General features: G+C 43.0%; 10 protein-coding genes and 2 tRNA genes. 5 read left to right on the top strand and 7 right to left on the bottom strand.

The genetic code is table 11. The features are described from left to right. Positions 1-2 precede the first annotated feature (2 nt). Together DPF90_RS11210 and DPF90_RS11205 are read right to left on the bottom strand one after the other, a co-directional pair. Entirely contained in the window at positions 3-1,133 is a 1,131-nt protein-coding gene (locus DPF90_RS11210; protein WP_114786422.1) for an exonuclease SbcCD subunit D, read from the bottom strand. A gap of 80 nt (positions 1,134-1,213) precedes the next feature. Next, the gene (locus DPF90_RS11205; protein WP_114786421.1) at positions 1,214-2,302 is read right to left on the bottom strand and encodes a ketoacyl-ACP synthase III; all 1,089 of its coding nucleotides are present in this window, start codon (positions 2,300-2,302) and stop codon (positions 1,214-1,216) included. 150 nt (positions 2,303-2,452) lie between these two features. Between DPF90_RS11205 and trxC the strand changes: the two genes are divergently transcribed. Together trxC and DPF90_RS11195 are read left to right on the top strand one after the other, a co-directional pair. Further along, a complete protein-coding gene (trxC, locus tag DPF90_RS11200; protein ID WP_114786420.1) occupies positions 2,453-2,887 on the top strand; it encodes a thioredoxin TrxC in 435 nt (144 codons plus the stop codon). A gap of 195 nt (positions 2,888-3,082) precedes the next feature. Next, the gene (locus DPF90_RS11195) at positions 3,083-4,243 is read left to right on the top strand and encodes an MFS transporter (protein ID WP_114786419.1); all 1,161 of its coding nucleotides are present in this window, start codon (positions 3,083-3,085) and stop codon (positions 4,241-4,243) included. Positions 4,244-4,327: 84 nt separating this feature from the next. Here DPF90_RS11195 and DPF90_RS11190 read toward each other — a convergent pair whose 3' ends face one another. From DPF90_RS11190 to DPF90_RS11175, 4 genes are all read right to left on the bottom strand, one after another. Continuing rightward, the gene (locus DPF90_RS11190) at positions 4,328-5,704 is read right to left on the bottom strand and encodes a cytochrome P450 (RefSeq protein ID WP_114786418.1); all 1,377 of its coding nucleotides are present in this window, start codon (positions 5,702-5,704) and stop codon (positions 4,328-4,330) included. 298 nt (positions 5,705-6,002) lie between these two features. Then, positions 6,003-6,076 (bottom strand) — tRNA-Cys (locus DPF90_RS11185). A gap of 36 nt (positions 6,077-6,112) precedes the next feature. Next, positions 6,113-6,199, bottom strand: a tRNA-Leu gene (locus tag DPF90_RS11180). Positions 6,200-6,401: 202 nt separating this feature from the next. Continuing rightward, on the bottom strand, positions 6,402-8,714 hold the full coding sequence (locus tag DPF90_RS11175; RefSeq protein WP_114786417.1) for a methyl-accepting chemotaxis protein: 2,313 nt from the start codon (positions 8,712-8,714) through the stop codon (positions 6,402-6,404). A gap of 630 nt (positions 8,715-9,344) precedes the next feature. Here DPF90_RS11175 and pdhA point away from each other — a divergent pair. The 3 genes from pdhA to DPF90_RS11160 are packed head-to-tail and all read left to right on the top strand — an operon-like array spanning position 9,345 to position 12,548. Further along, positions 9,345-10,439, top strand: a complete 1,095-nt coding sequence (gene pdhA / locus DPF90_RS11170) for a pyruvate dehydrogenase (acetyl-transferring) E1 component subunit alpha (RefSeq protein WP_114786416.1) — start codon at positions 9,345-9,347, stop codon at positions 10,437-10,439. After that, on the top strand, positions 10,432-11,415 hold the full coding sequence (locus tag DPF90_RS11165; RefSeq protein WP_114786415.1) for an alpha-ketoacid dehydrogenase subunit beta: 984 nt from the start codon (positions 10,432-10,434) through the stop codon (positions 11,413-11,415). Before pdhA ends, DPF90_RS11165 begins: the two co-directional genes overlap by 8 nt. Continuing rightward, positions 11,412-12,548, top strand: a complete 1,137-nt coding sequence (locus DPF90_RS11160) for a dihydrolipoamide acetyltransferase family protein (RefSeq protein ID WP_205395190.1) — start codon at positions 11,412-11,414, stop codon at positions 12,546-12,548. The genes DPF90_RS11165 and DPF90_RS11160 overlap by 4 nt, the downstream gene beginning before the upstream one ends. An 18-nt stretch (positions 12,549-12,566) precedes the next feature. Here DPF90_RS11160 and DPF90_RS11155 read toward each other — a convergent pair whose 3' ends face one another. Continuing rightward, a complete protein-coding gene (locus DPF90_RS11155) occupies positions 12,567-13,757 on the bottom strand; it encodes a GGDEF domain-containing protein (RefSeq protein ID WP_114786413.1) in 1,191 nt (396 codons plus the stop codon). Positions 13,758-13,812 lie beyond the last annotated feature (55 nt).

The following is a 13,812-nucleotide window of genomic DNA, read 5'->3' as shown; positions in this document are numbered from 1 at the left end:
TGTTATTGATGGCTTAGCTGCATGATCAGATCCGAAATCGCCTCATCTTGCTCATTACTTAAATCGACACTCTGGGTTTCTTTAAAAAAGTCACGAAACATATCAACTTCACTGCGTGACAGTGTAGCGGCTGCCAATTCTTTCTCTACACCAATTAACATGCCCGGTTTCTCAATATGTAATACGTTGGGGTATACACTGCGAAGCTTTTCCATCGGGTTTAGAATGGCGTGAGTATCCATTAAACGAACCAATAAATAGTCGTCATGATTAGGATCTTCTTTAGCTTGCTCAATGATGTTATTCAGTTCACCTTCGATAATTCGCATCTGATGCGGCGCTTTTAGATCAATGTGTGTCGCTGACCTAAAGCCATTATTATCAAATTCAACTAAGGTCACGCCCTTTTTCTGATGTTGTTCAGAAAAACTGTACTTCATTAGAGAGCCGGAATACCGGATGAACTCTTGACCTTTTTTTTGTGGTTGGTGAAGATGCCCGAGTGCCACATAATCAAAGTCGACAAAATGCTCGTGACTGACTCGCTCTGATCCACCTATACAAAGTGGTCTTTCCGACTCAGATTCTATCGCCCCATCCACAAAACAATGGCTGATCAATACATTTTTCTGCTTTGGGCTAAATCGAGACTTAATTTCATTGGCCAAGAATTTGTGCGCATCATCGAACGTCGACACGGATTGCTTGAAATAGTGGCGTGCCATTTCAGGATCATTATATGGCATGCCATAAAAGGCCACTTCTCCAACATCTGTATCAATTACAACGGGTCGACACATGTCCTCAAAACTCGACAAGATATGTAGTCCAGCCCCTTTCATTTGCGACGAGCCAAAACCGAGCCTTTGTGCACCATCGTGATTGCCTGGGATAAGAATGATAGGCACTTTGAGTTCATCACAAACCTGACTAACAAAATGATTCATTAGCTCAATTGCAGCAGTTGGCGGAACCGAACGGTCATAAATATCGCCCGCAATAATCAGCGCATCAACTGGGTTTTCTCGTAAATACTCAACTAACTGAGCCAATACCGCCTTTTGGTCATCAAGGAGAGAAACACTGTGAAACTGACGTCCGAGATGCCAGTCAGAGGTGTGAAGAAACTTCATTTTGTTCCTAGTTTCATTTAAATAGCTCAAGGCGCATCATATCATCTCGACACGCCAATTCACTAGTAAGGGTTAGGTGATCAGTAAATAGTATGTTTCTTGCAGAACTTAACCGCCTCATCGATCAACTCAAGCACTGGTTTATCACACTCTGGCAATGCCGCGTCACTGGCACCTATTGGCATGACTCGACTTCCCCATTTTACATGTGCTGCTCCCCAAGTTAACCCTGCACCAAAAGCTGCCAGCAACATATTGTCATCAGCTTTAATGCGCCCTTGCTCTAGCGCTTCGCATAACGCAATGGGAATGGTCGCCGCTGACGTGTTGCCATACTTTTGAATGTTGATAAATGCCTTGTCTCGCCCAATACCAGATAAGTCACACAGGGTTTGAATAATACGTATGTTCGCCTGATGAGGAATAACCAAGTCTACGTCTTTTGTCGATAACTGACTTCTTTCTAACACATTATTGGCTGCAGCCCCCATGCCTTTGACGGCTCGCTTAAAGATCTCTTTACCGACGAAATTAAATTCCCAGTATCCATTATCGGCGGCAAAACGGTCCATCGAACTGCCAAATTTAGGCACCGACAGTATGTCTCTACCTTGAGAGTCACAGCCTAGCTGCGCATTTTGTAAACCCACTGCGCTTTCTGATTGACTCAGTACAACTGCTCCCGCACCATCACCAAACAGGACTGCCGTATCTCGCATCGACCAATCAATAAAAAAAGACAGGCGCTCTGCACCAATCACCAAGGCATGACGGTAACGTCCAGATTGCATCATCCTTGTTGCAGTTTCTAAACCATAAAGAAAGCCGGTACACGCTGCGTTTAGATCAAACGCCATTGTCCCTTCCATACCTAAGTTTTGTGACACCTTAGATGCCATATTAGGAATAAGAGAGTCTGGTGAACAGGTTGCGATAATAAGAAGATCGATATCACTGATGTCCAAACCAGCACATGCGACGGCATGTTTTGCCGCAACCGTAGCAAGCTCTGAAGTATCGACATGACTAATTCTACGATTCTCAATCCCTGTTCTGGTTTGAATCCACTCATCTGAGGTATCAAGAAAAGTACCTAAATCTTGGTTGGAGAGTACGGAGGGCGGAAGGCACTTACCCCAGCCAGTAATTTCTGCGTATGTTGTAGTCATTCGAAACCTTTATTTTTATTGTGTTAGATAGCCAACATAGTCGGTTGGAATATTTATATTTTCAAAGTATAACTAGCGACTATCTTCTGTGTCACCTCATTGATAAAATCAACGTCACACTTGTGTAGAAAACTAAACGAGAAATAAATCATGTCGACATTTAATACACGCTGCCCTTCTTGCCAGAGTATGAATCGAATCCCAACTGAAAGAGTATCTGAAAGCCCTAAATGCGGGAAATGTTCAAGCATACTACTTGATGGTTTTCCGATAGAAGGAACGGATTCTAACTTCGACGCGATTTTAAACAGTGATCAACCCGTCGTTGTCGACTTCTGGGCCCCGTGGTGTAATCCTTGTGTAGGCTTTGCTCCCATTTTTTCCGATGTTGCACTGGAGTACGCAGAAAAGGTTCGATTTGTAAAAATAGATACTGAAAGCCAAACAAACCTAGCAGCTAGGCATCAAATTCGAAGCATTCCGACAATAATGCTGTTTAAAAATGGTAAAAGAGTCGACTCTTTAAATGGTGCACTGCCTAAAAGTCAATTTAAGCAATGGCTTAGCGAAGCTTTACAGAAGTAAAAACACCCGCAGTCATCCCAAATAAGGCCATAATGAGTTTAACTGATATGGCCTTTTCTTTGTTTTTAATCATAAAACGCTTCGAAAAAAAATTTTTATCGAAACGACCAAAATTATTCGTTTTACCCAAAGCACAAATAGCCTCATAGTCGCGCCAAATTTATTAACTATGACTTATATTAAGAGGCTACGACATTGGAAAACATTCTTGCTCCTGCAGCAAAAGCTCGCATTTCAACCCCTGTTATTGCGCTGGCTCTTTATGCGGTAGCATCAGGCTATTTAATGAGCCTGATTCCACTTATGCTACCTTACTATGGGCTAGACAGCTCATTAGCGAGTTGGCTAGCAAGTGTGTTTTATGTTGGCCTTTTGCTTGGTGCGATCATTATTGAGCCTATAGTGAGTCGATTGGGTCATAAGTGTACTCTCGCTCTATGTCTGGCAGTATTTTCCATTACAAGTCTAGTTCTGCCAATCTTGGCACATTCATCAGTCTGGTTAGTCGCTCGTCTTGTGGCAGGCTTTTCTGTTGCGGGTATCTTTGTCGTCGTAGAATCTTGGTTACTGCAAGGCTCTCCAACGGCCCGAGCTAAGCGTCTCGGTTTATATATGGCAGCGCTTTATGGTGGCAGCGCAATTGGACAACTAGGAATAAGCTATGTGGGCATCGGTGGGTATCTGCCTTTTCTCATCATTGGCGTTTTGATTTGCTCATCTATTGCTACTGTTTTATTTGGACGATGTGATCAGCCTTGCTCCGAGTCAATTGCACATTTAACAGCTAAGCAAATTTTCAAGCTAAATCATGCCGCCCTTATTGGCAGCATAGTATCCGGGCTTGTTATAGGCGCTATATATGGCATGATGCCACTTGAGCTTGCCGAACAGGGAATTGAAAACTCCGATATAGGCTCACTGATGGCGCTTATCATACTTGGCGGTATGCTAGTGCAGCCCGTAGTGCCTTGGATGTCGAAATATTTAGGTCGTACACTATTAATGGCGTTTTTCTGTCTACTGGGCACTCTGGCGGTTAGTTTGGTTATGCTTGATGATGATCTGCGCTTAATGGCATTAGGGTTATTTTTGCTTGGTATGGCAACGTTTGCTTTGTATCCAATCTCCATCAACCTTGGCTGTGACAATTTAGACGCAAAATACATAGTATCAGCAACTCAAGTCATGTTGTTTAGCTACAGCATAGGTTCAGTATTAGGCCCTGTTATTGCTGACCAGTATATGTCTCAAGAACATACTTTACTGGGATATTTGTTTTCTATTTTGCTTGCAACTTGTTTGTACATTCTTGCTGCAAGCTTAAAGTTCAAAAATCATGTGGTGGCAGGAGAATAGGTTAACCTATCGCTTTCTAATCTAAAAGTGGAGCAATGATTCATCAGCAAATTTTCGATGAATCATTGCTCAGCAACTCGTGCACTACTCTACAGCTTGCTTTATTTTCACTTTAAATCCAACAGGTGACATAGTGAAAGCAAATTGCTCGGTAACACTTTCCGGCTTTTGCTGTGGCTCAACACTAAATTCTTTAAATAATACATGAAAGGCTAACTTCATTTCCATAATCGCTAATGATCGCCCTGGGCATAGTCTAGAGCCTCCACCAAATGGTTGCAGATTCGAAAAAGAAGCTCCTGTCTTTTCTATCCACCGATTAGGGTTAAACGAGCTAGGATCCTCAAATAACTCAGGGTCAAAACCACTAGCATGGAGCATAGCAAAAATGGCTGTGCCCTCTTTAACCTCTAACCCATCAATATCAGTATCACGGTTAGGCTCCAAATAAAGCTGCGGTGCAACGGGCTTCAAACGCATCGCTTCGTACATGATCGCAGTTACATAAGGCAGCCGTGCAATTGGCCAGTCTAGTACCTGATTATCACCTGTCTGTTCAAGCTCATTATGCAGAGCAATCTCGCTATCATTATCGTTGCTGACTAAAAATGCCATCCACGCGAGCGTATTCGCGGTGGTGTCCTCACCAGCTAGCAAGACAGTAATTGCATTAGCAATGATATCTTTATCAGTTAATGACGAGTCCTGCTCTTGCTCCAACAGCATAATTTGTAGCATATTTTCTGGTGAATCTTTAAGATTTGGCTCTTCACTCAAACGAATACGTTGCTTCACTATACATTCAGAAACAAACTGCTTAATCTCGTCTACACTGGCATCAAACTCTTTATCTTTACTGGTTTTAAAAAAACGCCACAAAGGTATAGGAGACTTACATCGTAGATTTACCACAGGGAAAACACGCTGAATACAATCTCTAACTGACGTATCCTCTCGCTCAATTGAGTTAAAATCTTCACCGAAAGCTAAGAGTGAAGTGACATCCACGGTATACTTTTTAAATTCATTAACTAATTCAACAACCTCTCCAGATTTGGACAAGGCTTCAAAGCGCTTTCGTAGACGTTCTGTAATCATGCGTAAGTTAGGGTAAAAGTGCTTCAGGTGACTAGGCTGAAACATTGGCTCTGTCAGCTTTCGATGGTGTTTCCACTTTTCACCTTCAGAAGAGAAGATACCGTTCAGGCCAACTTCATCAAACACACTTTCAATACTTTTTAAACGGCGGAACTCGCTAGGCCGAGATTTTAATATCGACTTAATTTGAGCAGGATCGGACAACACCAGAACATCTTTAAGGCCTAGTTTTAAACGAAACTGAGCGCCGTATTCTTGTATCCACGCCAACATCTGCTGATGTACATTGGTTTTCTTTAAATAGCTAACGTGTCCAAAAATACCCGCTGTGGGTGGCATTGGCAATTGCCCAACTTTTTGCATCTCAATTTCCTTTGTATCATCAAGATATTACTAACCTCGCCACAATTATACCCAATACATTCAGTAACAAATTTATAAAAATCATGAAAAAATAATGGCATAAATGCCATTAAATAGTTTATCTATTTAGAATAAGACTAGGAATAAAAACTGGTTCTATGAGATTTACAGAACGAGCATAAAAGTTGAATTCGTTTTGTTGCGGGTATCTTTGTCCAGTGGGCAATAGGATGATTTTTTATCACGGGACTTTGTGATGTAAAATCAAGATAACTCTGGCTTTGATGCTGAAATATAATGGAGGCGCGTCCCGGAGTCGAACCGAGGTCCACGGATTTGCAATCCGCTGCATAGCCACTCTGCCAACGCGCCTTACATTGTGTCTCTTTTACGTGAGTCAAATTTAGATGGTGCCCCGGGCCGGACTTGAACCGGCACAGCGCGAACGCCGAGGGATTTTAAATCCCTTGTGTCTACCAATTCCACCACCAGGGCAACGCAATTATGCGATGGTAACACCATCTCAGCGGGCTGTGCCGCTGGAACGAGGCGTACTTTAACCTATTGTGATGTCAGGTCAATAAAATTTTTATCTTTTTTATTCAGATGGTTAAAAACCCGCCTCGGAAGCGTATTTGGCAACCAAACGGGGTGAAATTTCGTCAAAGGATAGAAAGCAAGTTACCGATTCGCCTCCCTAATACTTAAACTGCGAAACTTCCGAGTTTAGCTGCTCAGCTTGAGAAGAAAGGCCTTTAAGTACCTCATCAACATCTTGAACTTGGCTAGACACTTGTGCTGACGAGTCCGCAATTGAAGTAATACTGCTGGTGATCTTACTTGTTACAGACTGTTGTTCATCAGTCGCAGCAGCTATTTGAACATTCATTTCATTAAGATCATTTAGCATAGTCACTATTTGCTCGAGCATCTGGGCATTTGTGTCACACGTTTCAACCCCTTTTGATACCGTTTCGTTGGCATTAGTTATGCTCGTCGAGACATCACCGGTTTCTTTTTGCAAAGATTCGATTTTCTCTCTGATTTCTTCTGTAGAAGACTGAGTTCTTCCTGCAAGATTACGTACTTCATCAGCCACTACGGCAAAACCTCGGCCTTGTTCTCCGGCTCGAGCAGCTTCAATAGCAGCATTAAGTGCCAGCAAATTCGTTTGCTCTGCAATTCCTTGGATCACATCCAAAACTTCAGCAATTGACTTACTCTCATTGTCTAGACGGCTAATCGCATCCACAGCCGTTTGCATCTCTTCGCTGAGTTGAGATATCTCTCCTCCTAAGTTTCGACCAACACTGACGCCTTGGCTACCGGTGTCATTTGCATTTTTGACAAACTCGGCTGCTCGGCTGGCGAACTCAGCAACTTCGGAAATTGAACTACCCATCTGATTGATTGCTGCAGCAACAGACTCAGCACGTTCATTCTGATCTGTAACGGCTAGACGCGTGCTATGCATGCTACCACTCATACTATGAATATTATTGTTCAAGTCATCGGTGGCTTGAGCGAACTTACGGATGATATCTTGAAGATGAGCAAATAAAGAGTTGAGAGAAATGGCTAATTCCGTCATTTCATCTTTTCCATCTTCATCAAGACGTTTGGTAAGATCATTGTCTTTACTAATGTTTTGGATTTTATTACTTGCCCTACTGACAGGTTTGGCAATACTTCTTCCGAGAAAGTAAGATACGCATACCGCTACAATTACCCCAACCACAATACTGACAACCACTGTGGTAAATTTCGAACGAATCAGTGCTTGTAAATCGGATAAGGCTTCATTTTTATCTATTTCCGTAACAATCGCCCACTTCAGACCTGCTGCATCAAGGGGCGCATATACAGACAGCACTTCAACTCCCCTTTTCCCCACTACAACGTCTGTACCACTTTGGCCCGACAAAGCAGCATTGACACTATCACTACTCACTTTATAGCGGCCAATCGCTGATGATTTTCCCTCTATCTGTTGTATTGTCTCAGCTGGAACGCCAAGTGTTTTTAGTTCTAAGAAATATTTTTCTGGCTCTTCGAGTAAAAAGCGAGATTCACTTCTGAGTAACTGATCTGGACCGACTAAATAAGTCTCACCGGTTTGACCCAAGCCTGCATAACTCCAGTTCTGTCCGAACGTCATAATGCTGTTTATTTTATCCACCGGCATTTGAAAAATAAGCACGCCTATTGACCGTCCTTCCACAACAATAGGGGTAGCGATGAATGAAGCCGCCGCTTCATATGATGGGAAATAAGGAGCAAAATCTTCTAGATAATATTGAGAAGGGCTTATGTTTAGGGCTTGCTTATATGCCTTGGCGATACCCGTAGATGAATAGGGACCAGTGTTTAAATTTGTCGCATAATCCAATTCTTTGAAAACCGAATAAACAATATTACCACTCGTATCGACAAGAAAAATATCATAGTAACCAAACTCTTCTAAAAAGCCTTTTATACTCGGGTGATACTTTTTATGGACATCATCATACTCAGTGCCCAGAGTATCAGCCATAAGCTGATGCTTCTCACCTAGGGGGTTCGGATTGACACCAATATACCTCGCCTGTAGGGCTTTGGCTTTGTCAGATAGACTCGATAAGACATTTTGCTCATTGGCCGATTGGCCACCATTGACTCCACGATATGTCTCACCGAAACCCGACGAATAGTAACTTGAGAGTTGGCTAACATCAGAGGAGTTCACAAGCTCTACAGGATATCGCTCAAACGTATCTGCAAACGCCACCATCGCATCTCTAACACCGATGGAGTTGGCAACTGTCACCATCTGACCTCTGATCTGCTGGAAGTAGTTTTCTATTTCACTTTTTTTGTTCTCACGAATGGAAGTCAATTGACTCATCGCTCGCTGATATAAGGCTTGTTCTGATAAGGTCGACGCTCTCCATCCGACAAATGCACCCGTGGCCACCACCGCCACACTGCATAATAAAGTCGAAGCAATAACTATCTTGGTAGCAATTTTCATAGTAAGCCCTTATGCGGTAGTCCGTCTCTGCTGTTTTTTATGATGGGCCCAGACCAAGTGACGTTAAATATTCCAATGACAATATTATAACTTAATAACCTTACATTATCTAAGTTAATGCATGACAGCTTTAAACTAGTGCCCAGAGGTAATCTCTTTATTAAACCACGGATACCATGCTTCATACTCGTGCTAAACAATGATACCTAACGCCGCTATGACTCTAATTTTTCTGCATTAAATAACTTTTCTTGGCGTTTTTTACAAAAAAAACCAGATAATATTCTATTTTTTTTTGCTTCATCATTAGTGGATCTTTTCGTATCTAGTCTGTGAGCGATAAAAAAACCAGCACTTTCATCTGTTTTTTAAGCTTTGTAAGGATTAGTTTACTCCCTTCATCCATTCTACAGGAGGCAATACTTAACAATTTGGTTACACTTAAGCCAACTGATGTTGCCAACATTCAAAACTGGATAAGAACAATATATCAGTACTTAACAACAACTTTATCCGGTTATTCAGAATAGTATTTCAATTTGAGAAGAAACTCAGAATATTCAAAATGGCCACATCAGGAGGATGTTAATCAATTGCTGCCAAAGAATGCAGCACAATAAGGAGCTTGAGATGAACGTTCAGGCATTACCCATGAATCGATTTATCGACCAACATGGCCAAGTCGTCAACCCACTTCCTGAGTGGGCCGATGTTACAACACTGAAAAAGTTCTATCGCGACATGGTAGTCGCACGCACCTACGACAACAAAGCTGTCGCATTACAACGAACCGGAAAGCTAGGTACCTACCCTTCTCATCTTGGCGCCGAAGCCTTTGGTATTGCCATAGGTCACGCAATGAAACCTCAGGATGTATTCATCCCATACTATCGAGATATGCCTGCTATGTGGGTTCGAGGAATCGGTATGGAAAAAAACCTTCAGTACTGGGGTGGCGATGAGCGAGGCAGCGACTTTACTTTTGAAAATAGTGAAATCGAGTGTCGTGATTTACCTTATTGTGTCCCTATTGCTACGCAGTGTACTCATGCTGTAGGCGTTGCGTCTGCTCTCAAGATTGCTGGAGACCACAACGCAGCACTAGTGACATGCGGCGATGGCGCCACTTCAAAAGGTGATTTCCTTGAGTCCATCAACTGTGCTGGGACTTGGAACATACCGCTGGTATTTGTTGTCAATAACAACCAATGGGCGATCTCAGTTCCAAGAGCGCTGCAATGTGCTGCTGATTTTCTATCGGAGAAAGCAAAAGGCGCAGGTATCCCTGGTATCACAGTGGATGGTAACGACGTTGTTGCTATGTACGATGCAGTCCAAACCGCTTTGCATAGAGCCAAAAAAGGCAAAGGGGCAACCCTAATTGAAGCCGTCAGCTACCGTCTAAGCGACCATACAACAGCCGACGATGCAACGCGCTATAGAAGTAAGGATGAATTAAACCAAGCTTGGCAATATGAACCAATTAAAAGGCTCAAAACGTATTTGATGGAGCAAGGGCATTGGTCTGAAGAAGACGAGCAAACCCTACTAGAAAGCGCAAAAGTCGAAGTTGAAAAAGCTGTAGAACGTTATCTGAACCTCCCCCCTCAAGCACCTGAAGCCGCATTTGATTATCTCTATGAGTCGCCTGTTTCAGAGCTTAACAAACAGCGTGACGAACTCATAACTAAAGCAATGCGTATGCAGGGAGGCAAACATGTCTGAGATTACACTCGTTGAAGCGGTCAACCTTGCTCTGCACCACGAAATGTCAAAAGACAACAATGTTATAGTGTTAGGAGAAGATGTTGGTGATAACGGCGGCGTATTTAGAGCCACCGTTGGGCTTAAAGATCAATTTGGCTTTAAACGTGTTATTGATACGCCATTGGCGGAAGCGCTGATCGGTGGTGTCAGTGTCGGTATGGCAACACAAGGGCTAAGACCTGTAGCTGAGTTCCAATTCCAAGGATTCGTATTTCCAGCTTTAGAACACCTCATTTGTCATGCGGCAAGAATGCGTAATAGAACACGTGGACGATTAACATGCCCTGCCGTGTTCCGAGCACCATTTGGTGGCGGTATTCATGCGCCAGAGCACCATTCAGAAAGTGTTGAAGCAATCTTTGCTCATATTCCTGGCTTTAGAGTCGTTATCCCGTCATCACCGCAGCGTGCATACGGTTTACTTCTTGGCGCAATTCGAAGCAATGATCCTGTGATGTTCTTCGAACCCAAAAGGATCTACCGAACAGTAAAATCGAACGTGATTGATAATGGTGAAGCCCTACCTATAGATACATGTTTTACACTACGTAAAGGTAGAGACCTCACACTTGTCACTTGGGGTGCATCGGTTGTTGAATCGTTGCAAGCGGCTCAACGACTATCAGAACAGGGCATAGAGGCAGAAGTAATTGATTTAGCCAGTATAAAGCCGATTGATATGGATACTATCTTTAAATCACTCAGCAAAACTGGGCGTTTGCTCGTCGTTCATGAAGCAAGTAGAAGCTGTGGTGTTGGCGCCGAAATCATTACACGTGTTGCCGAGCAGTCTATGTGCAAGCTGAAAGCGCCACCGAAACGAGTGACAGGCATGGATACGGTAATGCCATATTACCGAAATGAAGATTATTTTATGATTCAAGAAGAAGACATTGTTATTGCAGCGAAAGAACTCATGGAGGATTGGAAATGAGATCGTTTTTACTACCAGATCTTGGTGAAGGACTTGCCGAGTCAGAAATTGTGCAATGGCATGTTAATGTAGGAGATATGGTCAAGCTAGACCAAATTATTTTGACGGTTGAGACAGCCAAAGCGGTGGTCGATGTTCCCGCTCCATATAGTGGTAAAATTGTTAGCCGCCATGGCGAAGAAGGTGATGTGATCAACATTGGTAGCCTTTTACTCGAAATCGAAGAAGAAGGTGCTACTGAGAGCAGTAAAGAGAAACAAAAAGACGCTGCAACCGTTGTGGGTAACGTTTCTAATCAAACCCACAAAGTCGATGTTGATGATTTTTGGATCGGTGCCTCTCGCAATGCTGATGATGACTCACCGATCACCGCTATGCCCTCTGCTAGACTTCTGGCTAAGAAGTTAGGTGTCGATTTACTTAAAATCAAAGGCAGCGGACACGACGGCATGATCACCGACGCCGATATTTATGAAGAGGCTGGAAAACAGCAGCCCGGAACTGAGGTGCTTAAAGGTGCTCGCCGAACCATGGTTGGCACCATGTCTGAGTCTCATCATAATGTGGCATCTGTAACTATTACGGAAGAAGCACTTTTAGAAAACTGGGTGAAGGGCGAAGACATTTCGGGACGTTTGATTCAGGCTGTCGTCCATGCATGTCAAAAAGAGCCTGCTCTGAATGCATGGTTTGATGCTGAAACAATGACGCGTTGTGTTCACAGCGCAGTGAATATTGGCATCGCTGTAGACAGTAGCCACGGCCTGTATGTTCCTGTGCTTCGCAACGCACACGAAGTGAAAACAGCAGATATTCGCTCATGGCTTAATGACACCGTCGCTGGAATACGTGACCGTAAAATCGGCCGTGAACAGTTACAGCACGCAACCATTACCCTGTCTAACTTTGGTGCAATAGCGGGGCTTTATGCCACTCCTGTCGTTTCTCCACCTCAGGTGGCCATTGTTGGTGCAGGACGCATCATAGAAAAGGTGGTGATGAGAAATAATGAGGCTGTTGAAGTAAAAGCTATGCCACTATCAGTGACCTTTGATCACAGGGCTTGCACTGGTGGTGAAGCAGCACGCTTTACTAAATTCATGGTCGAACATTTGGAAATGAAGCTTAAGTAACATAAGTAAAGGGGGGTGTTAACTTTCTTCTTCATCGACAGTCGAGACAAGGTTAACTCTCCCTTCAACAACTTGGTTACGGCCGTTTTCTTTAGCGTTGTAGAGTGCAACATCAGCACGCTCTACAGCGCTTTGCCACTCTTCATCACGTAACTGTGTAACCCCAAAACTTGCTGTACAGCGATCTTTTTTACTTGGCAACATCCGAGAGTGTTCTATCTCCTCCCTTAACTTTTCTGCCACAATCAGTGCTTTCTCGATGTCGGTATTGGGTAGTAATACCATGAACTCTTCCCCACCATAACGAAAACTCAGATCATCCCTCCGAGTGTGTAATTTGAGTATACGGCCGGTTGTACTTAGTACCTTATCCCCTATCTGGTGGCCATAAGTATCATTCACTTGTTTGAAATGGTCGATATCAAGTAAGACTATCGATAAAGGTTGACCATGCCTAAGAGCTCTAGCGACCTCTGTTGGAATCAATTCCTCAAGCGCACGGCGGTTATACAGTTGAGTTAGTTCATCTTTGATCGCAGTATCATGCAGTGTCGCCACCAAGCGCCCTGTCAGCATCCAAGTCACTGAAAAAAAGATTAGGATAATCATAAGTAAGGTACTAACAAAGGCTAACTGGTGCACAGTTCCTGCACGCATAAAGTCTTCAACAACACCTTCAAATAGACTCCAGCCAAAGCGAAACAAGTTATAACTAGATTGAATCGCGAGCCCAAAAGAAAGCAAAACTGTCGAAGGCGATATATCAATGCTTTTGCCTTTATGATTAGCAATAATAGAGACAAAGCACATGGTCGATATGTAAATCGACATCAAAATCACCCTCGCACTAGTTGAAGGCATGAAAAAGGTAAAATATGTTAATCCAGCAACAAGTACAGGAAAGCTATAGAATCCGACATTAGCGAGTTTAACGCTAAAGCCTCTAAACTGACAAATCCCCATAAGCAAGAGAATATAGCTAAAAGCCATTAAAGAATTAGCTAGAATCTTGGATAACCAGAGAGTCACATTATTGCCGAAACTAAGAAAAAAGAAGCTAAGAGAAAGTAGTAGTAAAGAAGTCGCTATCGTATTGATGCCACCAACACTTGGCTGAAGTCTCTGAATTAAAAAAAGCCCTATGCAATAACACACGGAAAGTAACACACAAATGATTGATAAAGTGGCAATATCTAAATGTATTGTCATTTATAGGACATCCTAAACTTACCCAATAGCATAAGTTTAGGAAATCTAATCAGAC

Origin of the sequence: Vibrio tetraodonis (assembly GCF_003350295.1) — a bacterium.
Classification (GTDB): domain Bacteria; phylum Pseudomonadota; class Gammaproteobacteria; order Enterobacterales; family Vibrionaceae; genus Vibrio; species Vibrio tetraodonis.
Note: the sequence above shows the minus strand (reverse complement) of the source record. Positions and strands in the feature narration are given on the sequence as shown.

Coding starts and splice junctions, on each gene's coding strand:
- DPF90_RS11210 (WP_114786422.1), bottom strand. CDS start 1,133: ATGAAGTTTCTTCACACCTCTGACTGGCATCTCGGACGTCAGTTTCAC.
- DPF90_RS11205 (WP_114786421.1), bottom strand. CDS start 2,302: ATGACTACAACATACGCAGAAATTACTGGCTGGGGTAAGTGCCTTCCG.
- trxC (WP_114786420.1), top strand. CDS start 2,453: ATGTCGACATTTAATACACGCTGCCCTTCTTGCCAGAGTATGAATCGA.
- DPF90_RS11190 (WP_114786418.1), bottom strand. CDS start 5,704: ATGCAAAAAGTTGGGCAATTGCCAATGCCACCCACAGCGGGTATTTTT.
- DPF90_RS11175 (WP_114786417.1), bottom strand. CDS start 8,714: ATGAAAATTGCTACCAAGATAGTTATTGCTTCGACTTTATTATGCAGT.
- pdhA (WP_114786416.1), top strand. CDS start 9,345: ATGAACGTTCAGGCATTACCCATGAATCGATTTATCGACCAACATGGC.
- DPF90_RS11165 (WP_114786415.1), top strand. CDS start 10,432: ATGTCTGAGATTACACTCGTTGAAGCGGTCAACCTTGCTCTGCACCAC.
- DPF90_RS11160 (WP_205395190.1), top strand. CDS start 11,412: ATGAGATCGTTTTTACTACCAGATCTTGGTGAAGGACTTGCCGAGTCA.
- DPF90_RS11155 (WP_114786413.1), bottom strand. CDS start 13,757: ATGACAATACATTTAGATATTGCCACTTTATCAATCATTTGTGTGTTA.